Annotated in this window: 21 protein-coding genes; 10 read left to right on the top strand and 11 right to left on the bottom strand. The window is 74.9% G+C overall.

Going from position 1 to position 21,402, the window contains the following annotated elements:
* Positions 1–91 precede the first annotated feature (91 nt).
* Positions 92–883, top strand: coding sequence for an ABC transporter ATP-binding protein (locus tag ACH01S_RS20265; protein WP_067893558.1), 792 nt, complete (start codon positions 92–94; stop codon positions 881–883).
* Positions 884–910: 27 nt separating this feature from the next.
* Positions 911–2,176 carry a flavin-dependent oxidoreductase gene (locus tag ACH01S_RS20260; protein ID WP_067893498.1) on the top strand — a complete coding sequence of 422 codons (1,266 nt, stop codon included), beginning with the start codon at positions 911–913 and terminating at the stop codon, positions 2,174–2,176.
* Here ACH01S_RS20260 and ACH01S_RS20255 read toward each other — a convergent pair.
* On the bottom strand, positions 2,166–2,780 hold the full coding sequence (locus ACH01S_RS20255) for a TetR/AcrR family transcriptional regulator (protein WP_246236990.1): 615 nt from the start codon (positions 2,778–2,780) through the stop codon (positions 2,166–2,168). The genes ACH01S_RS20260 and ACH01S_RS20255 overlap by 11 nt on opposite strands.
* A gap of 115 nt (positions 2,781–2,895) precedes the next feature.
* Between ACH01S_RS20255 and ACH01S_RS20250 the strand changes: the two genes are divergently transcribed.
* The 3 genes from ACH01S_RS20250 (at position 2,896) to ACH01S_RS20240 (ending at position 5,583) form a co-directional block, all read left to right on the top strand.
* A complete protein-coding gene (locus tag ACH01S_RS20250) occupies positions 2,896–4,281 on the top strand; it encodes an MFS transporter (protein ID WP_067893494.1) in 1,386 nt (461 codons plus the stop codon).
* 11 nt (positions 4,282–4,292) lie between these two features.
* Positions 4,293–4,982, top strand: a complete 690-nt coding sequence (locus tag ACH01S_RS20245; protein ID WP_067893492.1) for an SGNH/GDSL hydrolase family protein — start codon at positions 4,293–4,295, stop codon at positions 4,980–4,982.
* 238 nt (positions 4,983–5,220) lie between these two features.
* Entirely contained in the window at positions 5,221–5,583 is a 363-nt protein-coding gene (locus ACH01S_RS20240) for a hypothetical protein (protein WP_067893490.1), read from the top strand.
* Positions 5,584–5,736: 153 nt separating this feature from the next.
* Here ACH01S_RS20240 and ACH01S_RS20235 read toward each other — a convergent pair whose 3' ends face one another.
* From ACH01S_RS20235 to ACH01S_RS20200, 7 genes are all read right to left on the bottom strand, one after another.
* Positions 5,737–6,141 (bottom strand): hypothetical protein, encoded by a 405-nt coding sequence (locus ACH01S_RS20235; protein ID WP_148344604.1) that lies wholly within the window; start codon positions 6,139–6,141, stop codon positions 5,737–5,739.
* The gene (locus ACH01S_RS20230) at positions 6,141–6,452 is read right to left on the bottom strand and encodes a hypothetical protein (protein ID WP_067893486.1); all 312 of its coding nucleotides are present in this window, start codon (positions 6,450–6,452) and stop codon (positions 6,141–6,143) included. The genes ACH01S_RS20235 and ACH01S_RS20230 overlap by 1 nt, the downstream gene beginning before the upstream one ends.
* A gap of 371 nt (positions 6,453–6,823) precedes the next feature.
* Positions 6,824–8,497, bottom strand: a complete 1,674-nt coding sequence (locus tag ACH01S_RS20225) for a bifunctional 3'-5' exonuclease/DNA polymerase (RefSeq protein ID WP_218010329.1) — start codon at positions 8,495–8,497, stop codon at positions 6,824–6,826.
* A gap of 129 nt (positions 8,498–8,626) precedes the next feature.
* Positions 8,627–9,130, bottom strand: a complete 504-nt coding sequence (locus ACH01S_RS20220; RefSeq protein ID WP_067893484.1) for a DUF4234 domain-containing protein — start codon at positions 9,128–9,130, stop codon at positions 8,627–8,629.
* Between the two features lie 167 nt (positions 9,131–9,297).
* Positions 9,298–10,830 carry a metallophosphoesterase family protein gene (locus tag ACH01S_RS20215; RefSeq protein WP_067893482.1) on the bottom strand — a complete coding sequence of 511 codons (1,533 nt, stop codon included), beginning with the start codon at positions 10,828–10,830 and terminating at the stop codon, positions 9,298–9,300.
* Between the two features lie 346 nt (positions 10,831–11,176).
* Positions 11,177–12,067, bottom strand: coding sequence for a diacylglycerol/lipid kinase family protein (locus ACH01S_RS20205; RefSeq protein ID WP_067893479.1), 891 nt, complete (start codon positions 12,065–12,067; stop codon positions 11,177–11,179).
* A gap of 20 nt (positions 12,068–12,087) precedes the next feature.
* Positions 12,088–13,668 (bottom strand): FAD-binding oxidoreductase, encoded by a 1,581-nt coding sequence (locus ACH01S_RS20200; protein ID WP_067893554.1) that lies wholly within the window; start codon positions 13,666–13,668, stop codon positions 12,088–12,090.
* A 74-nt stretch (positions 13,669–13,742) separates the two neighbouring features.
* On the opposite strand from ACH01S_RS20200, the gene ACH01S_RS20195 reads away from it, so the two are divergent.
* The 4 genes from ACH01S_RS20195 (at position 13,743) to ACH01S_RS42440 (ending at position 17,399) form a co-directional block, all read left to right on the top strand.
* The gene (locus ACH01S_RS20195; protein WP_067893477.1) at positions 13,743–14,348 is read left to right on the top strand and encodes a TetR/AcrR family transcriptional regulator; all 606 of its coding nucleotides are present in this window, start codon (positions 13,743–13,745) and stop codon (positions 14,346–14,348) included.
* Positions 14,345–15,901, top strand: a complete 1,557-nt coding sequence (locus tag ACH01S_RS20190) for a glycerol-3-phosphate dehydrogenase/oxidase (protein WP_067893475.1) — start codon at positions 14,345–14,347, stop codon at positions 15,899–15,901. The genes ACH01S_RS20195 and ACH01S_RS20190 overlap by 4 nt, the downstream gene beginning before the upstream one ends.
* A 111-nt stretch (positions 15,902–16,012) precedes the next feature.
* Positions 16,013–16,918, top strand: coding sequence for a sucrase ferredoxin (locus tag ACH01S_RS20185; RefSeq protein ID WP_067893473.1), 906 nt, complete (start codon positions 16,013–16,015; stop codon positions 16,916–16,918).
* Between the two features lie 184 nt (positions 16,919–17,102).
* Entirely contained in the window at positions 17,103–17,399 is a 297-nt protein-coding gene (locus ACH01S_RS42440; RefSeq protein ID WP_075901375.1) for a WhiB family transcriptional regulator, read from the top strand.
* Between the two features lie 286 nt (positions 17,400–17,685).
* Here the strand turns inward: ACH01S_RS42440 and ACH01S_RS20175 are convergent, their stop codons facing one another.
* The 3 genes from ACH01S_RS20175 to ACH01S_RS20165 all read right to left on the bottom strand — a co-directional run bounded on the left by ACH01S_RS20175 (position 17,686) and on the right by ACH01S_RS20165 (position 20,804).
* On the bottom strand, positions 17,686–18,402 hold the full coding sequence (locus ACH01S_RS20175) for a phosphoribosyltransferase (RefSeq protein ID WP_067893471.1): 717 nt from the start codon (positions 18,400–18,402) through the stop codon (positions 17,686–17,688).
* A 116-nt stretch (positions 18,403–18,518) separates the two neighbouring features.
* Positions 18,519–19,505: a phosphotriesterase family protein gene (locus ACH01S_RS20170; RefSeq protein ID WP_067893469.1), complete on the bottom strand. Its 987-nt coding sequence runs from the start codon at positions 19,503–19,505 to the stop codon at positions 18,519–18,521.
* 39 nt (positions 19,506–19,544) lie between these two features.
* Positions 19,545–20,804, bottom strand: a complete 1,260-nt coding sequence (locus tag ACH01S_RS20165) for a YihY/virulence factor BrkB family protein (RefSeq protein ID WP_246236992.1) — start codon at positions 20,802–20,804, stop codon at positions 19,545–19,547.
* 303 nt (positions 20,805–21,107) lie between these two features.
* Between ACH01S_RS20165 and ACH01S_RS43680 the strand changes: the two genes are divergently transcribed.
* Positions 21,108–21,293: a hypothetical protein gene (locus ACH01S_RS43680; protein ID WP_148344606.1), complete on the top strand. Its 186-nt coding sequence runs from the start codon at positions 21,108–21,110 to the stop codon at positions 21,291–21,293.
* The last annotated feature ends 109 nt before the right edge of the window (positions 21,294–21,402 follow it).

Raw genomic sequence — 21,402 nt, 5'->3', positions numbered from 1 at the left:
GCGTTACGCTCCCCGCGCGGTGAACGATCTCCCGTCGACGGACTCCCCGCCCCCGCCCATGGAGCGCCCACAGACGGAGAAGGCGAAGGAAATGCTCCAGATAACCGGGCTCACGCACTCCTACGCGGACGGCCATCGCGCGATCGACGGCCTCGACCTCACCGTCCCGGACGGGCAGCTGCTCAGCATCGTCGGGCCGTCCGGCTGCGGGAAGTCCACGCTGCTGCGCTGCATCGCCGGGCTGCTCCGCCCCACCGGCGGGACGCTCACCCTGAACGGCGCGCCGATCAACGGGGTGCCCGACGACCTCGCCGTGGTGTTCCAGGACTACAGCAGGTCGCTGTTCCCGTGGCTGACCGTCCGGGACAACGTGGCGCTGCCGCTGCGCCGCCGCGGCATGTCGCGCCAGGAGCGGCGCGCCGCCGCGCAGGCCGCGCTGGAGTCGGTGGGCCTGCCGGACGCCGGGCGCAAGTACCCGTGGCAGCTCTCGGGCGGCATGCAGCAGCGCGTGTCGATCGCGCGGGCGCTCGCCTACCGCCCGTCCCTCCTGCTGATGGACGAGCCGTTCGGCTCCGTCGACGCGCAGACCCGCGAGGACCTGGAGGACCTCGTCCTCCAGGTGCACCGGACGCAGAAGATCACGATCCTGCTCGTCACGCACGACATCGACGAGAGCGTGTACGTCGGCGACCGGGTCGTCGTGCTGAACCGGTCCCCCGCCCGCGTGCACGCCGACCTGCCCGTCGGGCTGCCGTCCGACCGGGACCAGATCGAGACGCGGGGGATGCCGCAGTTCGTCCAGCTCAGGGCCGAGGTCGGACGGCTCGTGCGGGGCGGCGCGAAGGTCCCCGGCGCGGCGCCCGCGAGCGGCGGCCGCGCCTAGGACAGGCTGGAACGAAGGGGGCGTTTCATGCGCGTGGTCATCGTCGGCGCGGGGATCGGCGGGCTCACCGCCGCACTGAGCCTGCACGAGGCGGGCGTGGAGACGCTCGTCGTCGAGTCGGCGGCGCGGTTACGGCCGCTCGGCGTCGGCATCAACCTGCTGCCGCACGCCGTCCGGGAGCTCACCGAGCTGGGGCTCGGCGGCGCCCTCGCCGAACTCGGCGTCCCGACGGCCGAGATGGTCCACTTCGACCGGCACGGCGGGCGGATCTGGGGCGAGCCGCGCGGCCGCGCGCTCGGCTACGACTGGCCGCAGTACTCGATCCACCGGGGCGAGCTGCAGATGGCGCTGCTCGACGCGGTCCGGGCGCGGCTCGGCGCGGGCGCCGTCCGCGCGGGCACGCTGTTCGAGGGCTTCGAGCAGGACGGGTCGCGGGTGCGGGCGCGGCTGCTCGACCGCGCGTCCGGCACCGCCGAGACCGTCGACGCCGACGTGCTGGTCGGGGCGGACGGGCTGCACTCGACCGTCCGCGCCCAGCTGAACCCGGACGAGCCGCCGCCGCTGTGGAACGGCATCCGGATGTGGCGCGGCGTCACCGAGGGCGAGCCGTTCCTGTCCGGGCGGACGCTCGCCGTCGCGGGCAGCAACACCGCCAGCAAGCTCGTCGTGTACCCGATCTCCATCCAGGCGGAGCGCGCGGGACGGGCCCTGCTGAACTGGGTCGCCGAGGTCAGGCTCCCCTCCGGCGCCCCGCTCGGCCAGACCGCCGACTGGAACCGCACCGGCCGCCTGGAGGACGTCCTCCCCCACTACGCGGACTGGACGTTCGACTGGCTCGACGTCCCGGCCATGCTGTCCCGCACGGCGGAGATCCTGGAGTACCCGATGGTCGACCGGGACCCGCTCGACCGCTGGACGTCCGGCCGCGTCACCCTCCTCGGCGACGCCGCCCACCCGATGTACCCGATCGGGTCGAACGGCGGGTCGCAGGCCGTGCTGGACGCGCGCGTCCTCGCGCACGAGCTGGCGAAGGCCGCCGACCCGGCGGAGGGGCTGCTCGGCTACGAGCGGGCGCGCCGCGAACCGGTCAACGCGATCGTGCTGGCCTGCCGCGACATGCCCGCGGACCGCGTCCTGCACGCCGTGGGCGAGCGCGCCCCGGACGGCTTCGACAAGATCGAGGACGTCCTGACCCCGGAGGAGCTGCGCACGATCACCGGCGCGTACCGGCGGACGTCGTTCGACGACGCCGAGGCGCTGAACACGCGGCCGTCCTACTCCGTCAAGCGTTGACGGACACGGCCGCGAGGCGCGCCTCGGCCGCGCGGGCGCCCCGGTCGAACTGGGACGGGTCGTCGTGCAGCAGGGCGTGGGCCGCTCCGGCGCGGCAGACCGCGTCCAGCTCGAAGGCGAGCTGGGCGATGTCGGCGGCCGCGTCGATCTCGCCGAGCTCGCGCGCTTCGCGCAGGCAGCGCTCCAGGAAGCCGCGCCAGTCGCGCTGCGAGGTCGCGATCGCGTCGCGGACGCGGCCGGGCCGCGCGTCGAACTCGGCCATCGTCGAGTGGAAGAAGCAGCCGCCGGGGAAGACCGGCTCGCGCTGGTAGCGCTGCCACGCGGCGAGCAGCGCGCGGACCCGCCCGAGGCCGGGAGGCACGTCGAGCGCGGGCTGGATCACGTGCTCCCGGTACAGCTCGACGGCCTTGCGGACGGTCGCGAGCTGCAACTCCTCCTTGGAGCCGAAGTGCGTGAAGACGCCGCTCTTGCTGATCCGCAGCTCGGTGGCGAGCCGTCCGATCGACAGGCCCTCCAGGCCCTCCGCGGACGCGATGTCGGCGGCGCGGGACAGGATGGCGGAGCGCGTCTGCGCGCCCTTGAGAAGCCGTCCGTCGGTGCTCACACCCAATAATCTGCACGACCGTTCGTACAAAGTCAACGCGGGAACCCCCTTGACGGGAGGGCCTCGGACGGAAGAGTGTACGACCGTTCGTTTATTTTTCTTGGAGGCTCCTCCGATGTCGTCCGTCCAGACCGCCGCGGCGCCCGCCGCGGCCCGCGCGCGGCGCGACGTCCCCTGGCTCGCGGCCGGGGCGACGTTCCTCGCCATGCTCGACGCCACCGTCGCGAACCTGGCCGTCCCCGACCTGCACGCCGACTTCCCGGCCGCCTCGCTGTCCGGGCTGACCTGGATGATCACGCTCTACGCGGTGCTGTTCGCCGCGCTGCTCGCGCCCGCCGGGCGGCTCGCCGACCTGGTCGGGCGGCGCGCCCTCTACCGGTGGGGCATCGGGCTGTTCACGCTGGCCTCGCTCGCCTGCGCGCTCGCGCCGACCGTGCCCGTGCTGCTCGGGACGCGCGCCGTCCAGGGCGCCGCCGCGGCCGCGATGATCCCCGCGTCGCTCGCGCTGCTGCTGCGCGACACCCCGCCCGAGCGCCGCGCGGGCGCCATCGGGCTGTGGAGCGCGGCGGGCGCGTTCGCCGCCGCGATCGGCCCGAGCCTCGGCGGCGTGCTCGTCGACCAGTTCGGCTGGCGGTCGCTGTTCGTCATCAACGTGCCGGTCGGCCTCGCGCTGCTCGGCGCCGCGCTCCGCCTGCCGCGCGCCGAGGGCGGCACGGGACGGCTGCCTGACCTGCTCGGCACCGTCCTGCTCGGCGGCGGCGTCGGCGCCGTCGCGCTCGGCGTCACCCAGACCCGGGACTGGTCCTGGACGGACGCCCGCACCCTCGCCCTGCTGCTCGGCGGCGCCGCCGTCGTCGGGCTCGCGCTGTGGCGGTCGGCGCGGCACCCGGTGCCCGCCCTGGAGATCTCGCTGTGGCGCAGCCACCGGTTCGCCCTCGCCAACGCCGCCTCCTTCCTCTACGGGACGGCCCTCTACTGCTGGCTCCTGCTCGGCGTCCTCTACCTGACCGACAAGTGGGACTACTCGGTGCTCAAGGCGGGCCTCGCCTCCACGCCCGGCGCGTTCACCGCCACCGCGGCCGCCGTGCTCATGGGACGGCTGACCGGCCGGATCGGCGTCCGCCCGGCGGTGACCGGCGGCGCACTGATCATGGTCGCGGGCGGGGTCTGGACGATCGCCGCGCTGCCGTCCGAGCCGCACTTCGCCACGTTCTGGCTCCCCGTCGGCCTGCTCGTCGGGACCGGCATGGGGATGGTCACCACCGGCACCGCGTCCGCCGCCGCGCTGTCGGTCGACCCGCTGCGGTTCGCCGGGGCCACCGGCCTCAACACGACGGCCCGCCAGCTCGGCGGCGCGCTCGGCATCGCCGTCCTCGCCGCGCTGCTCCCGGCGCGGGCCGCGCACGGCGACTACACCGACGTCTACCTGTTCTGCACCCTCGCCGCGGGCGGCGCCGCCCTCGCCGGGCTGCCCCTGTCCCTGCGGCGCGCCGCGTCCTGAAAGGAGCCGACATGCCCGCTACGAGCCTGTCCGAGTGGACGGATCCCGCCGTCCTGCCCGCCGCCGACGCCGCCGCGCTGCTCGCGGGCGCGCCCTGGACGCGGATGGCGACGCTCGGGGACAGCGTCGCCGAGGGCGTCCGCGAACCCGTCCCCGGCTACCGCGACCTCTCGTGGGCCGACCGAGTCGAGGAGGCGCTGCGCGCCGCGACGCCGGGCCTCGCCGCGCGGAACCTCGGCCGCCGCGACCGCGTCGCCGCGCAGGTCACTGAGGAGCAGCTCGGCCCCGCGCTCGACTTCGGCCCCGACCTCGCGATCGTCGCGGCGGGCGGCAACGACATGCTCCGCCCGCACTTCGACGCGGACGAGGTGCGGCGCGAGCTGACCGCGATCGTGTCGGCGCTGCGCGCCACCGGCGCCGACGTGGTCACGATCGGCCTGCTCGACATCACCGTCGCGGGGCTCGGCCCCGTCCGCTACCGCGAGGTCATGTCCGCCCGGACGCGGCAGCTGAACGACATCGCCGCCGGGGTCGCCGCCGAGCACGGCTGCTGCCACGTCGCCAACCCGTACGACCATCCGGTCGCCGCCGACCCGGGCATCTACAGCACCGACAACCTGCACCTCAACGCCCGCGGCCACGCCTTCGCCGCCGCCAACACGATCCGCGCCCTGTCCGCCCACTACTTGACGTCCGAGTAGAAATCCAATGGACGGAGACCCCAGACCTCCAGTGCCAAGGGGCACCGCCGAGACGCGGGCCGTTTCGTCGCGTCCGCGGCGGGTTCACTCACGGTGCAGGCAGTGGGAGCGGGATTAAAACGCTGGCGTAGGCGCCACGCGGCAAAGAAACCAACACCGTTCACGTACTGTGATTGAGTAATGGCACATAGTTACGGTTGGTGATGTTCTCCGCTATCGAGTCTTTCTAGGAGCTTCCATGCCAGCCATCACCCGACGCACCGGTGCCACCCTGGCCGCGCTCGCGATCACCGCGTCCCTGCCCCTGGCCACGCCGACCGCCGCGCACGCCGCGACCGGCACGGTCACCTACCACTTCCCCAACCGTGATCCGGTCGCGGCGCAGTTCGACTACGGACAGGTCACCAACCCGCGAGGCTGGATCCGGTACAACACGACCGATGCCGGCGGCAACCTCCGTGTAGCGGAGCAGATCGACAACCGGACCGACAAGGTCGTCCGGGCCTACCCCGACCGAAACTGCACCAGCTACCCGCCCACCGTGATCAACCCAGGCAGTACCGCTCGCGGCGCCTTCCGCTGCTTCCAGGCCTTGGGCTGACCGACGCCCCGTCCTCCCCGCTCCGGTGGGGAGGACGGGGCGTTTCAACGCACGCCCGGCCCGTCTGCGGACCTCCGGCACGGGGCCGCCCCGCTCTCCTCGAAAAGCGAGCGGAGCGGTCCGAGCCCGCGGCCCAGGCGCGCGCCAGTTGACCTAGGCCGCGGAGTCCCTGGGACTACGGGTGGCGATCCGGACCCGGGCGCCGAGCATCTCGGCGGCGTCCTCGGGGTCGGACGGCAGGATCGCGCCATAGCCGTCGTCGGACGTCCAGCGCCGGTAGCTGTGCCCGTCCCAGCCGAGAACCAGCGGCCCCCGGTTGCAGTAGATGACGTGCACGCGGGTCAACCCGGCCTCCTCGTCGCACACACAGGCGACCGAGACCTGCGGGGCGATACGCCGGACGGCCGCGTCGAGCCGCTCGGCGGGACCGAACACCATGCCAATGCCTCCGGCGGCGGTGAGTCGGGCGAGGTGCTCGCCGTCGCAGCAGCAGGCGTCGCAGCCCGCCGAGCAGTAGCACTGGGGGTAGCTCGGGGTGGAGCTGCAGCACCAGGCCATCACTCGGCTGCCGGGGCCGTGGCGAGCGGCGCGCCGAGCGCCTGGGCGATGCGGTCGGCGGCCTGCTCGGGGTCGCTGCCGAGCCGGGCGCCGGTGTCCGGACCGGTGGCCCACAGGTACTCGGCGAGGTCGTCGTCCCAGACGACGCGGCGGGGGGCGATGTGGCCGTAGCCGACGCGCATGAACGTCGTCGGCGTGGCGCCCTCCGGCTGCGTCTCCGGGGTGGTGTGGACGCAGGCGGCGTCCACCTGCGGCGCGCGGGCCCGAACGGCGTCGTACAGCGGGTCCAACCGCCCGTAGGACTGGGGCATCGGTGTTCCTTCCCTCGTTCGTCGGAGGGGCGGCGCGGCCGGAGGCGGGGTCGACCGGCGGCGCCGCCCCGGCTCAGCGGGTGGGGTGGCGCAGCAGCCAGTTCACGGCGTACTCCGGCAGGCCGGTCACCCGACAGGCGCCGCGTGATCCGCGAATGGGACGAGGTCGCCCGCCGTGTCGCCGAGGGCGGCTTCGCCGCCGCCGAACTGTCCGGCGGAGCTTGGCGCTGACCACATCCCGAAGCCTTCCCGGCAGGGCACATCGAGTGCACATGAGGCCGGGAAGAGAGGTGATCTCTTCGGGAACTCCGGGGAAGTGCGCCGCCAGGTCAGCCCAGCGACCCCGGTCCGGTCACTGCTACGCAACCGCACTACTTGGCGTCGGAGTAGCGGGGGACGGTGGCGATCTCCATGGGGAATCTGGCGGGGGTGTCGCCGAACAGGAGGAGGCGCGCTTCTTCCGCTGCGGCGTGGATGGCGGCGGTTACGGCTTCGGCGAGGGGCTCGGGGGTGTGGACGATGACCTCGTCGTGTTGGAAGAACACCAGGCGCGGTTCGCCGAGGGCGGTGAGGCGGCGGCGCAGCGAGCCGAGCAGGGCGAGCGCCCAGTCGGCGGCGGTCGCCTGGACGACGAAGTTGCGGGTGAAGCGGCCCCGGCTGCGCAGCGCCTGGGCCGCCGTCCCGCGGCCGGGGCCGTCGTCGTCGCCAGCCGAGGTCAGCTCGCGCCACCCGGCGGACGGCGGCGGGCACGTCCGGCCCAGCCGGGACCGGACGAGCCGCCCGCTCTCCCCCGCCCGCGCCGCCGCCTCCACGTACTCGAACGCGGCGGGGAACCGGCTCTTCAGGACGGCGAGGAACTGCACCGCCTCGCCCGTCCCCCCGCCGTACATCGCGGACAGCAGGCCGATCTTCGCCTTGTCGCGGGCGCTCACCTCGCCGGAGTCGCGGAAGGCGTCCGACAGCGCGGCGTAGAGGTCGCCGTGCGCGGCCGCGGCGGCGAACGCGCGGTCGCCCGCGAGCGCCGCCAGCACCCGGGGTTCGAGCTGGGCCGCGTCCGCGACGACCAGCGACCAGCCCGGGTCGGCGACGACCGCCCGCCGCAGCACGCGCGGGATCTGCAGCGCGCCGCCGCCGCTCGTCGCCCACCGCCCCGACACCACGCCGCCGACCACGTACTCCGGACGGAACCGCCCGCCGCTGACCCACGTGTCGAGCCACGCCCACCCGTGCGCCGTGTGGAGGCGCGCCAGCTCCTTGTACTCCAGCAGCAGCGGCACCGCCGGATGGTCGAGCCGCTTCAGGACGTGCGCCCGCGTCGACTGCACCGGCAGGCCCGCCGCCGCGAACGCCTTGAGGATCTGCGCCGGCGAGTCGGGGTTCACGTGCGTGCGGGGGCCGAACGCCGCGCTGATCCGGTCGGCGAGGTCCTGCAGCCGGCGCGGCCGCAGCCCGCCGGACGGACGCGGCCCGAGCAGCTCGGTGAGCAGCGCGTCGTGCTCGTCCGCCGACCAGGGCAGCCCGTCGTGCGTCAGCTCCGCCGCCACCAGCGCCCCGGCCGACTCCGCCGCCGCGAGCAGCGCGAACCCGTCCAGCCCCGCCATCGCCCGGCGCTGCGCCGCGTGCACGGCGACGACCTGCTCGATGTCGTCGCCCGGGGTGTCCCGTTCTCGGTCGTCCTCGAACAGGGACGCCTGCGCCTCCTTCTCCGCGGGCGGGCGGTCGGGCGGCACCGGCTCCCCGCGCAGCCGCGCCCACGCCGCCCGGACCGACCGGGGCTCCCCGTACCGTCCGGCGTGGCCGAGCAGGAGGCTCTCGACCAGCTCCAGGTCATGGCAGCGCGCGACCCGCACGCCCGCGCGCAGCAGCCGCGGGTACAGCCGCGCCGTGGACGCCCACACCCAGCGCGGCGCGCCGTCCCGCTCCCGCTCCGCGATCGCCGCGACGAGATCGGGGACGCGGTGCGCGGGCCCGTCCGCCGCGCCGTCCTCGGTGAGGGCCCGCAGCACGCCCCCGCCCCGCCCGTCCTCCACGACCGCGACCCTCACCCCGCGATTCTCCCTCCCGCCACCGACAGAACCCGGTCCCGGAAACGCGAGAACCCCTCCGCGACGGGTGCGCGCGGAGGGGTTCTGTGCGGTCTTCAGCGGGGGCCAGGGCCGTAGCCCCTGGGGGGATCAGGCGACCAGGGAGACCTGCTGGCCGGCCGGGGTGTCGCCGTAGCGGTCGACGACCTTGTTGAGCTGGATCTGGTAGTAGAGCACGCCGAAGCCGAAGATGCCGAGCAGGAAGCCGATGCCGCCGCTGCAGGACGGCTGGAGCCCGGCGGCGCGCTGCGCCTGGGCGATGCGTCCGCCGAGCTTCACCCACATGACCAGCGGCCAGATGCCGAGGGTGATGAAGCCGAACAGCATCGACAGGAGCGCGTTGACGGCCGCGTTGTCGATGCGGCGGTCGTACTCGCTCAGCTCGTTGTGGACCTTGAAGAACCACACCAGGCCGTAGATGCCGAGCGTGATGATGGGCAGGCCTAGCCAGGCGCCGATGGGGTTGCGGCGCTTCATGTTGATGCCCGTGCCGACGGCGACGGGGGCCTGCTGCTGCTGGGGGGCGGGCGCGTAGCCGCCCTGGTGGGCCGCCTGCTGCTGGTGCTGGCCCTGCCCCTGCTGGGGATAACTCATTGAGTCGCTCTCCTGGGAGGGCGGTCGTTCTCCGGCCGACCGCCCGTTTACCGTTCACCCGTTTGGTGACCCAAGACTGTAACGGCATTCGCGCACGTCGCGCGGCAGGATCGCCGACATTCATCCCAATCTTCGGCAGTTCGGGGCGAAACGCCCCGACGCGTCGGCTAGCGCAGCGGGATGACGAAGTCGTCCTCGCACGGCGGCGCCTTCTCGTGGTCGCCGCAGCCGGTCGCCGCGTAGCAGCGGACGCGCAGCTCCGACTCGGTGACGTCCAGCCGCAGGAAGCTCTTGAAGAACGGCGGGTCGTCCCAGTCGGCGAACTCGGAGCGGAAGCGCTGCGGCAGCTTGTGGACGGGGAACCGCAGCGCCCGGGGCCGCCGCCGCTCCCCGCGCGGGACGCCGAGCACCGAGGCCACGAAGCGGGCGCGCCGGGACGGCGCCGGGTTCTTGTACCCGCGCCCCGGCCGGATGCCGAGCCGCCGCTCGACGGCGGCGGTGGCCTCCTCCGGGGTCAGCTCGAAGAGCCTCGGCAGCCGCAGCCAGCGCCCGTACAGCTTGCTGTAGCGGGAGAGGGAGTCGCCGCGCAGCGGGTAGCAGCGGAAGTCGCCCTCGTCGACGACGCGCGTGCGGGGGATCGTGTGCGTCGCGTGCATGAACGCGCCGCCGCCGCCCGACACGATGTACTGGATCGTCCGGCCGTCCGCGGACTTGCGCGGGTAGCGCTGGTAGTTGTGGATGTCGCCGCCGATCGCCGCGACGTAGTTGTGCGCCGGGTCCTGGACGATCTCGTCCACCGTCCCGCCGCCCTCGATCCCGCCGGGACGGTGGTCGTCGTCCACGTACAGCGGCTTTCCGGTCACGAGCAGCTTGGGTTTCGGTCCCCCGGACACCTCCCGGAGCCAGCGGCCCTGGTCCCGGTCGAGGACGCCGGTGATCCCCGTGTCGATCCCGATGACGCGCAGGGCCGGGGTGTCGATCGCCCAGTACGGCCCCGGCTGGAGGGACCGCTGCCCCGCCTCCCCCCGGAAGCGCCGCCCGGCCTCCGCCAGCGCCGGTCCGTCGACCTCGCCCGAGCGCCGCCACAGCAGGCGCGGGACGAACGACAGCGGCCCGCGCCACGGCGGCGGCGTGCAGTCGGCGTCCAGGCCGCAGAACACGTGCAGGAACCCGCGCAGCCCGTCGTACCAGTCGTGGTTGCCCGGGACGGCGAAGATGGGCCCCGGGTAGTCCTTGTAGGGCCGGAAGAACTTGTCGGGGTACTGGCCCGCGTCCCCGGTCGGGTAGATCACGTCGCTCGCGATGACCATGAAGTCGGTGTCGCCCGCGGCGTGCAGCAGCGGCGGGACGACCGCGTACTGCGACCTGTCGCCCTCCCCCGTGTCGCCGAGCAGGACGAACGAGAACTCCGGCTCCGCCCGGTGGACGGTGAACGCGGCGGGCGTCCCCCGCTCGCGGAGCGCGGCGACGCAGCGGCGGCGGATCGCGTTCGACGGGTCGCCGAACCAGCGCGCGAGCACGTCGTTGCGGGACCGCCACAGCACCTTCGGGCGGCGCCAGGAGAAGTCGGTCACGCGCGGCGGGAGCAGGTCGTTGAACGTGCCCGGCCTGCCGCACACCCAGCCCGCGCCCGCCTCGGAGGTGCGCGAGTTGTCGGGACTGCGTGGGTCGTCGGGATCGGGGGGGACCGCGGCACACACAGGACGCCTCCGGGCGTGAGTCAGGGGGTGCTCACAGCCTGTACGGAGGCGATCCGGAGCGTCAAGCGACATGCCGGAGCCGCGCCGGAAGCGGCCGCGGGCGCCGGGGCGGGGAGGTGACCGTGGTGGACGCCGGCGCCACCCCCAGAGACGCCGACGCCACCACGACGCGGGGGTCCGCGGTCATCATGAGTCCCCCCAGAACGGCGAGCAGTCGCCTTCTCATGATGTCGCCCGCAGACAACCCCAAGGTCCCTAAGCGGGACGTAACTGACGCTACCCGAGGGGCCGTAATGGACGCGTAAATCGACCCAAACAACGGGCCAAGATCCGGCGAGCGCCCAGGTCAGGGCGCGAGGACGCGCAGCGCCCCCGGCAGCACCCGCGCGGTGACGGGGAGCGTTCCCGGCAGCTCGCCGTCCGCGCCGTACGGGAGCGTCCGGCCGGACGTCCCGGCCAGCTCGATCCGCACCTCCCTGCCCCGCATGACCTCGATCTCGGGGCGGCGGACGTGCGTCCCGGCCTCCAGCTCGCGCATGACGGCGAAGAACAGCCGCTTCGGCGCCGTCTTGATCAGGACGACGTCGAGCAGCCCGTCGTCGACGCGCGCGTCCGGGGCGATGTGCTTGCCGAACCCGTAGTAGCCGGAGTTGGCGGCCACGACCGTGTAGCCCTGCCGCGCGTACGCCTCGCCGTCCACGGTGATCAGGTAGTCGGCGGGCCGCCACGTCGCGATCGCGCGCAGCGCGCCGAAGTAGTAGGCGGCCGAGCCGCGCAGCACCCGCGTCCTGTTGGCGTTGTCGTTGGCGACCGCGTCCACGCCCGCGTAGACGCTGCCGAGGACGGCCGTCCCGTTGGCGTCGATCGCGTCCACGGCGCGCGGCTCGCCCTCCAGCAGCAGCTTCGCCTGCTCCTCCGGCTCGGACGGGACGCCGAGCTGCCGCGCGAAGTCGTTGCCGCGGCCCGCCGGGACCACGCCGAACAGCGCGTCCGTCCCGGCGAGGGCGCCGCCGACGCAGCCCGCCATGCCGTCGCCGCCGACGCCGAGGACGACGCGCCCGGTCCCGGCGGCGGCGCGGGCGACGTCGGCGGCGTGCTCCAGGCCCCGGCTGTACTCCACGGCGACGTCGGCGCCCGCCTCGCGCAGCAGCCGGGCGAGCGTGATCAGCGACGATGCGGACGCGGAGCCGCCCGCCGCCGGGTTGACGATCGCGGTGAACGCACGTGCCTCGCCCATACGTCGCTCCTAACGGCAGGCTAGACGGCGGGCGGGACGAGCACGCCCGGGTTGAGGATCCCGGACGGGTCGACCCGCTCCTTGACGGCGCGCAGCACCGCCGCGCCGAGCGGCCCGATCTCCCGGGCGTACCAGTCGCGGTGGTCGGTGCCCACCCCGTGATGATGGCTGATCGTGCCGCCCGCGTCGATGATCGCGTCGCAGGCGGCGCGCTTGGCCCGCGCCCAGTGGGCGACCGGGTCCGCGCCCTGGGCCGACACGACCGTGAAGTACAGCGACGCCCCGGACGCGTACACATGCGAAATATGGCACATGACCAGCGGCGGCGTGCCCAGTTCGGACAGGGTCGCGGTCAGCGCCGTCCGGACGGCCTCGTACAGCGCCGGGACGTCCGACCAGAACGCGGCCGTCTCCAGCGTCTCGGCGAACGCGCCCGCGTCGAGCAGCGCGTCGCGCAGGTAGGGGGCGTCGAAGCGGCCGTGCTCCCACTTCTCGCCGGGACCGGCGCCGAGCGGCTCGCCGCCCGCGGCGCGCAGCGCGTCCGCCGCGCGGGCCCGGACCTCCGCGACCCGCTCCGCCGCGCCCTCGAACCCGAGCACCGCGAGGCACCCCGCACCGGAGTCTCCGCCGATCTCGGACGGGTCGGCCAGGCCGACCATCGTCTCGGTCTCGTCGGACAGCCGCAGGACGGCGGGCATCGGGCCGTCCTGGGCGAGCCCGCGCAGCGCGGCGGCGCCCGCGTCGAACGACGCGAACCGCCACCCCTCGTACTCCCGCGCCTCCGGCACCGGCCGCACCCGGACGGTCACCGAGGTGATCACCCCGAGCGCGCCCTCCGAGCCGAGGACGAGCTGCCGCAGGTCGGGCCCCGCCGCCGACTTCGGCGCGCGGCCGAGGTCGAGCGTCCCCTCCGGCGTCGCGACGGTCAGCGCGACCACCAGGTCGTCGAACCGCCCGTACCCGGCGGACGCCTGCCCGCTGGACCGCGCCGCCGCGAACCCGCCGATCGACGCCCACTCGTAGGACTGCGGGAAGTGGCCGAGCGTGTAGCCGCGCGCGCCGAGCAGCGCCTCCGCCTCGGGGGCGCGCAGGCCGGGCTGCAGGACGGCCGTCCGCGACACCTCGTCGAGCGAGACGAGCGCGTCCATGCGGCGCAGGTCGAGGGCGACGAACGCGGCCCCGCCCTCGGGCGCGAGCCCGCCGACGACCGACGTGCCGCCGCCGAACGGGACGACCGCGACGCCCCGCCCGGCGCAGAGGCGCAGCACGTCGAGGACCTCCTCGTGCGTGCCGGGCAGGACGACCGCGTCCGGCGCGGCGGAGGCGTCGCCCGCGCGGATGCGCAGCAGGTCGGGCGTCGACTTGCCGCGGGTGTGCCTGACGCGCGCCTCGGCGTCGTCCGCGACGTGCCGGTCGCCGACGATCCGGGCGAGCGCGGCCAGGTCGCCCGCGGCCAGCCGGGACGCGGGGACCGCGACGTCCGCGAGCGGGGGCGGCGGCGCCTCGGCCGGACGCACCCCGAGCAGGTCGTGGAGCAGCCGCACCACCGGCTCCGGCAGCGGCGCCGCCCGGCCGGGGTCGCCCCAGCCGCTCCAGAGCATGTCCCGCGTCGCCACCAGCGCCTCCCCCGTCACCGGACTCCCACCGGACCGTTCCTGTGCTTACACTGTGACACATGACGTCGAATCGTCACAAGAAGCCGCGCCGGACGGCGGACGACGCCGTCCTCGACGCGGCCCGCGCCTGCGTGCTCGCCGTCGGGGTCCGCCGCACGACGCTCACCGACATCGCCCGGCGCGCGGGCGTGTCGCGGATGACGCTGTACCGCCGCTGGCCGGACGTCCGCACGATCGTCGCCGACCTCATGACCCGCGAGTGGGTCGGGCTCGGCGACTCGATCCAGCCCCCGGACGACGGCCGCCCCGTCCGCCCCCGGTTCGTGGACGGCCTGGTCGCCGGGGTCCGCGCGTTCCGCGACCACCCGCTGCTCCGCAAGATCATCGAGGTGGACCCGGAGCTGCTGCTGCCCTACATGCTGGACCGGACCGGCGCCAGCCAGCTCGTCTTCCTGGACGCCTTCGAGGAGGCCCTGCGCGCCGGGCACGCCGACGGGACGATCCGCCGCGCCCACCCGGCCCGGCAGGCGCGGACGGTGCTGCTGATCGTCCAGTCCTTCGTGCTGTCGGCCCCGACGATGATCGACGACGCCGACCCCGACCTGGCCTCCGACGCCCTGGACGCCGAACTGTGCCACATCCTGGAGAGGACGCTCGCGCCATGACCACCGGACCGCCCCCCGGAACCTCGCTGAACGCCGCGCGCCGCGAGCGCGAGCTCGCCGCCCTCCCGGGCGAGGTCGTGGACGTCCTCGTCGTCGGCCTCGGCGCGACCGGCGCGGGCGCCGCGCTGGACGCCGCGTCCCGCGGCCTGTCGGTCGCCGCGATCGACGCCCACGACCTGGCGTTCGGAACGTCCAGGTGGAGCTCCAAGCTGATCCACGGCGGGCTGCGCTACCTCGCGTCCGGGCAGGTGGACGTCGCGCACGAGAGCGCCGTCGAGCGCGGCGTGCTGATGCGGCACACGGCGCCGCACCTCGTCCGGGCGCTGCCGTTCGTGATGCCGCTGACCCCGCTCGTGCCGCGCGCCCGCGCCGCCGCCACGCTGGCCGCCTACCGCGCCGGGGACGCGCTGCGCCTCGCCGCCCGCACGCCCCGCTCGGTGCTGCCCGGCCCGCGCCGCCTGTCGGCGGTGGAGACGCTGCGGCTCGCGCCCGCGCTGCGGCCCTACGGGCTGCGCGGCGGCCTGCTGTCCTGGGACGGCCAGCTCGCCGACGACGCGCGGCTCGTCACCGCGCTCGCCCGGACGGCCGCCGGGCACGGCGCCCGGATCCTCACCCGGGTCCACGCGGTCGCGCTCGCGGGCGACGGCGCCCTCGTCCGGGACGAGCTCACCGGCCGCGAGTACACGGTCCGGGCGCGCTCGGTGGTGAACGCCGCCGGGGTCTGGGCGGGCGGGCTCGTGGACGGCGTCCGCCTGCGCCCGTCGCGCGGCACCCACATCGTGGTGCGGGCCGAGACGCTGCGCGGGCTGACCGCCGGGCTCCAGATCCCCGTGCCGGGCGCGGCCAGCCGGTTCATGCTGGTGATGCCGCAGGGCGACGGCCGCGTCTACGTCGGCCTCACCGACGAGCCCTTGGACGGCCCGATCCCCGACGTCCCGGAGCCGACCGACGGCGAGATCGGCTTCCTGCTCGACATCCTCGGCTCGGCGCTCGACGTCCCGGTCCGGCGCGCGGACGTGGCCGGCGCGTTCGCCGGGCTGCGCCCGCTGCTCGACTCCGGTCCCGGCGGCTCGGCGAGCACGGCCGACATCTCCCGGCGGCACGCCGTCCTCACCTCGCGGGACGGCGTCGTCACGATCGTCGGCGGCAAGCTCACCACCTACCGGCGGATGGCGCGGGACGCCGTCGACGCCGCCGTCCGCGCCCGCGGCCTCGCCGCCGGGCCGAGCGGGACGGCCCGGCTGCCGCTCGTCGGCGCGGCGCCCCGCGACCGGCTGGACGCGCTGGACGCCCCGGCGCGGCTCGTCCAGCGGTACGGGACCGAGGCGCCGCTGCTGGCCGCACTCGGAGCGGACGACCCGGCGCTGCTGGAGCCGGTCGTCCCCGGCCTGCCGGTGCTCGGCGTGGAGCTGGCGTGGGCGGTGCGGCACGAGGGCGCCCTCGACGCGGGCGACCTTCTCGACCGCCGCACGCGCATCGGGCTCGTCGCCGCCGACCGGGCGGCCGCGCTCCCGGCGGCGGAGGCGCTGCTGCCGCGCGGCGCCCTGCGCTGAGCGTGCGACGGGCGTGCTCCGACGGCCACGGCGACCTGCCCCCACCTGGCCCTCCGACGGCCTCTTAGGTTACCCTTACCTAATTGATCGGTTGTGCCACGGGGGGTTCATGTGACGCGCGGCAACGGCTGCGGGCATTGCCCGGGGAGCCACACCGGCGAGCGGCCGTGCCTGGCGAGCGCGACGGAGAAGGCGCGCTCCTGGCTGCTGGTCGAGCACCCCGGCCCCTGGCCCGAGCACGTCGCCGACCTCGCCGCCCCCGCGCCGGTCGCCGCCGCCGTGCGCGCGGCGAAGCGGGCGGGCGTGCGGCCCCAGCTCATCCGGCGGCCGGGACGCCGCCGCGCCACCCCGCCCGTCCAGGTCTACGCGGCTTACTCCAACGGCCCCGACGCCTGGATCGAGGCGCGCGAGCTCGCCGACCCCGCCGAACTGGACGCCCTCGACCTCGCCGCGCTCGCCGCCGGGCGCTCGCCCGGCCTCGGCGAGCGGCGGACGGCCCCGCTCCTCCTCGTCTGCACGCACGGGCGCCACAACGCCTGCTGCGCCCGCACCGGCGCCCCGCTCGCCCGCGCCCTCACCGGGCGTTTCGGACGCATGGTGTGGGAGACCACGCATGTCGGCGGCGACCGGTTCGCGGCCAACCTGGTCTGCCTGCCGCACGCGATCTCCTACGGCGACCTCGGCGAGGACGAGGCCGTCCGGGCGGCGCACGCCTACCTGCGGGGCGAGGTCGTGCTGGACCGGCTGCGCGGACGCGCCGGGACGCCCGAGCCCGCGCAGGCCGCCGAGCATTTCGTCCGCGCGCACACCGGGCGCCTCGGCCTGGACGACGTCACCGTTCACTCCGTAACGGGAACATCTCCGTACGAAGCCGTTGTTTCAGTTCAGGACAGCCGTTACCGGGTCGTGGTGGAGGCCGTGCGGCAGTCCGCCCCGTGCGGGCCGGACTGCGCCGAGAACCTGAGAACCTACATTGTTAGGGACCTCACCCTTCTCAACGCGGCTGCCCTCGTGTAATCTCGCTGAGGCCCCATTCGTGGGTCTCCCTGTCGCACGTCCCCAGGTTTCCGGAGTAACCGGACGGGGAACAGAGCGGCAACTCCAGACGTTGGACCATTCGGCGCTTCTGACTCGTGTCACCTGAAGCATGTCGAGCGTCCATGTCCAGAAATTGTTCGAAACCAATCAAGGTGGGTGTTCCATGGCTCAGGTACGTCGGCAGGCAAACCTCCCTCGTCCCAGCTGGGGCTGGCAGGACGCCGCGGCGTGCCGGGGGGAAGACCTCGTCCTCTTCTTCGGTCCCGACGGTGAGCGTCAGCCCGAGCGGGAGATCCGCGAGCGCAAGGCGAAGCAGATCTGCATGGGCTGCCCCGTCCGCACGGATTGCCTGGACTACGCCGTGTCCAGGCCCGAGAAGTACGGCACGTGGGGCGGCTTGAACGAAGACGAGCGCGCGTCCGAGCGCCGCCGCAGGATGCGCCGCGCCAACGCCGCCTAGCCGAGACGCGGACCGCCCAAAACGCTCCCATCGCGCACCCCGGCACGCCACCGAGAAACGACACGGCCCCGCCCCGCGGGGCCGTTTGCGTTGGCCCGGGCCCGGCCCTCCCGAGGGGCCGGGCCCGGGCCGCTTCGTCACATGTGAGTCACATGTGCGTCACAACGGTCACGCCTTTCCGGGGAACGCCGGGCTTTTACCGCAAGCGTCCCCCGCGCGTGGCCAATTTCCGAAAATTCGCCACGCTAAATTCCGGCGGCGCCCGGCTCCCGGCGCCCGGCCCGGCTCAGCCCGCGCCGCGCGCCCGCGCCGCCCGGTCCAGCCAGGCGGTCACGTCGGCGTCGCTGAGCTGGTCGAAGTCGCGGTACCACTGGCCGACCGCGCGGAACTCCCACGGCGCCGCCGGCACCACCATGTCGTCCACCTCGGGCTCCAGGTCGTGGACGGTCTCCGCCGCCCCCACCGGGACCGCGAGGACGAGCCGCGACGGCCCCCGCTCGCGCATCGCCCGCACCGCGGCGCGGGCCGTCCCGCCGGTGGCGAGGCCGTCGTCCACGACGATCACCGGGCGCCCGGCCGTCTCCGGCAGCGGCCGCCCGCCCCGGTAGGCGGCGACCCGGCGGGCCAGCTCGGCGCGCTCGGCCTCGACCGTGCGGGCGAGGTCGTCCGCGCTGAGCCCGAGCCGGCGCAGCAGGCCGGCGTCGAAGACCGGGGAGCCGCCCTCGGCGATCGCCCCGACCCCGAGCTCCGGCTGCGGCGGATACCCGATCTTGCGGGTGACGAGGACGTCGAGCGGCGACCCGAGCCGCCGCGCCACCTCGTGGCCGACGGGGACCCCGCCGCGCGGCAGCGCCAGCACGACGGCGCCGTCGAGGCCCATCGGCGCGAGGCGCTCGGCGAGCACCCGGCCCGCCTCGGAGCGGTCGGTGTAGGGGAGCCGGACGGTCTCGGTCTGCCCCAGGTCGTCGCGAGCGGATCTGTTCGCGGGCCTGTTCCAGGACATCGGCGCACCCCCTTCCGGGGTCACCCCTACCCACTCCCCGCGCCGTTACAGGCGCTCAGGGCGTCCCATACGGGCGCGGAAGGCCCGACCCAGGGGGGGACCAGGTGGGCGGCGCGTCAGGCGCCCGTGAGCCAGCGCAGCGGGTTGTCGCGCAGGACGCCCTGGAGCGTCGCGTCGTCGGCGCCCGCGGCGCGCAGCGCGGGCAGGAACGTCTCGAAGAGGTAGCCGAAGCCCGTCCCGCCGTACCGGGCGATCTGCGTCATCCGGGACACGCCCGTGCTCAGCAGCACCCGCGCGGCGTGCCCGGCCTCCAGCAGGTCCATCACGGAGCGGACGCGGGCGCCGAGCGCGGCGTGGTCGTCCCCGGCGAGGCCGAGCGTGCCGAACGAGACGTACCCGCCGGTCTCGGCGATCTTGCGGTGCTGGCCGGGGTCGTCCACCCGGTCCTGCTGGCCGACCGCGACCCGGTGCGGGGGCAGCCCGGCGGAGGTGAGGATCTCCAGCTGGGCGAGCCCGGCGCGGCCGTAGGTGGCCACCGACAGCCCGGACAGCGAGGCGGCGCGGGCGGCGGCGCGCAGGCACAGCTCCTCCGCCTCCGTCGGCGCCTCGCCCCAGGTCCCGATCTCGCCGATCACGCCGGGCAGCGCGTTCGTGCCGTCCATGCCGAAGCCGACCTCGGCGAGGAAGCGCTCGGCGAGCCGCTCGGCGGCGGACGGGCCGTCCGGCGCGTCGCCCGCCGCGATCGCCTCGCGGACGAACGACGGGTGGAACGGCTCGGTGAACACGCCCGTCCCGGCGACGACCGCGACCCGCGCGCCGGAGCTGATCCGGGCCAGCGCGGCGGCGTTGCGCCCCATGCCGGAGCAGGTCAGGTCGACGACGAGGCCGAGCCCGTGGTCGCGGCGCAGCGCCGCCAGCTCCCGCTGGACCGACTTCTCCTCGTCCAGCCAGCGCCCGGGGTCGGACTCGACCAGCTTCGGACGGGCCGGCCAGCGCAGGTCCATCTGCAGGTGCTCATGGGACAGCACGGGTCCGGTGATGTCGGACGTCGGGATCGTGCCGGTCACGGTCCGCAGCCGTCCGGCCTCCGCACGGGGGGTCATGTCACGCGAGGCTACGACATGTTTGACCTATTCAGGACCTCAACGGGTTCTCTTTTTACCTTCCGCGGCGGCTTCGGCCCCGCTTTCGGCGGCGCCCCCGGCATCCGCCCCCGCGCCCGGCTCCGCGCCCGGCTCGGCGCCCGCCTCGGCATCCGCTTCCGCGGCGGCCTCCGCGTCGGCGGCGGCCGCGTGCCGCTCCGCCAGCTCGGCGCGCGCCGTGGCGGTGACCTCGCTCGGCCACAGCCGGTCGATCTCGGCGTTCAGGGTCGCCCCGATCAGCACCGCGAGCGCGGCGACGTACAGCCAGGCGAGCACGGCGATCGCGGCGGCGAGCGACCCGTAGACCGAGACGCCGCTGAACGAGCCGGTGAGGTAGATGCGGAGCGTGATGCTGCCGAAGATCCAGATCAGCAGCGCGAGCGCCGCGCCGGGCACCGCGCGCCACCACGCCGTCCGCACCGGGACGCTCACGTGGTACAGCGTCGCGAGGAACACGATCGACAGGCTGATCACGACCGGCCAGTACAGCAGCTGCACCGCCTGGGCGCTCTCCGGCAGCGCCTGCCGGACCAGCGCGGGCCCGGCCACCAGCAGCGGGATGACGACCACCAGGACCAGCAGGCCGACGAGGTAGAGGAAGAAGGCGCGCAGCCGGGTCCGGATCACGCCGCGGATGCCGGACAGCCCGTAGGCGATGGTGATCGTGTCGACGTACACGTTCGTCGCGCGCGAGCCCGCCCACAGCGAGATCAGGAAGCTGACCGAGACGATGTCGACCCGGCCGCCGTTGATCACGTCGTTGAGCAGCGGGACGACCGTCGTGTTCACCGCCTCGGCGGTCAGCACCTGCTGGGCGTGCCCGATCACCCACGTGCGGATGTCGGCGACGGCGTCGGGGCCGATCGCGCCGCGCAGGTGGCCCATCGTCCCGATCAGCCCGATCACGAGCGGCGGCAGGGACAGCAGCGCGAAGAACGCGGCCTCGGCGGCGAGGCCCGTCACCCGGTAGCGGAACGCGCCCGCCGCCGTGCCCTTCACGAGCGCCCAGCTGACCCGTCCGGTCGTGCGGGCGCCCGCCGCGGCGCGGGCGCGCAGCCGGTCGCGGGCGCGCGGCCCCGGGGCGTGCGCGGCGACCGCGCCGGGGGCGCGCCGGGCCGAGGCGTCCTGGGCGGAGGCGTCCTGGGCGGAGGCGTCCTGGGCAGGGGCGTCCGGGGCGTGCCGGGCTGGGGCGTCCTGGTCCGGTCCGGGTTCGGAGTCCCCGGCCGGGGGGACGCCCGCGGCGTCGGAGACGGTGGTCACACCGCCCCACCGTAGAGCGTTCCGCGTCCGGAACATGCCGCATCGACCTCGCGAGTCTCCCGCGCCCGGCCCGTCCCCCGCGTCCCCCGGGCCCCTCCGCTCATCCTGGTGATCCGCTTCGCACGTTCCGTTCCGACCGCCTCCCCCGCTCGATCGTCTCGCCGGTCGGCGGCCCGTTCCCTGCACGTCCCTGTGCCCATACCCGCTTTGACGGGACGGAACGTCCACCCGACCATGATCGTCTTTTACCCGGCGCGACGTGTGCCCGGCGCGTGCTCAGAGCATCCGCCACCATCGGCGACAATGGAAGGCGTGATCTGCCCGTCATGCCGTGACCGCCGCCACGAGGAGTGCCGCGGCGGCTCCTGGTGTGACTGCCAACACCAGCGCCGTCCGGCCACCGCGGTGCCCGCCGACCGCGCCGCCGCGCCCACCGGGGCGACCAGCGACGACGCCGAGCCCCCGGTCAACTGGAGGCGGCAGGGATGACGCATCTCACCCGCCCCGGTGCCGGACGTAACTGGACAGCCCGACAGAGGGCATGTCAAAGTTCAGGTATGACTGCCGCGGACCCGTTGCTGGCCAAGCGCCGGCACGT

The organism is Actinomadura chibensis NBRC 106107 (assembly GCF_001552135.1).
Classification (GTDB): domain Bacteria; phylum Actinomycetota; class Actinomycetes; order Streptosporangiales; family Streptosporangiaceae; genus Spirillospora; species Spirillospora chibensis.
This window is presented reverse-complemented; position numbering and strand designations above follow the sequence as displayed.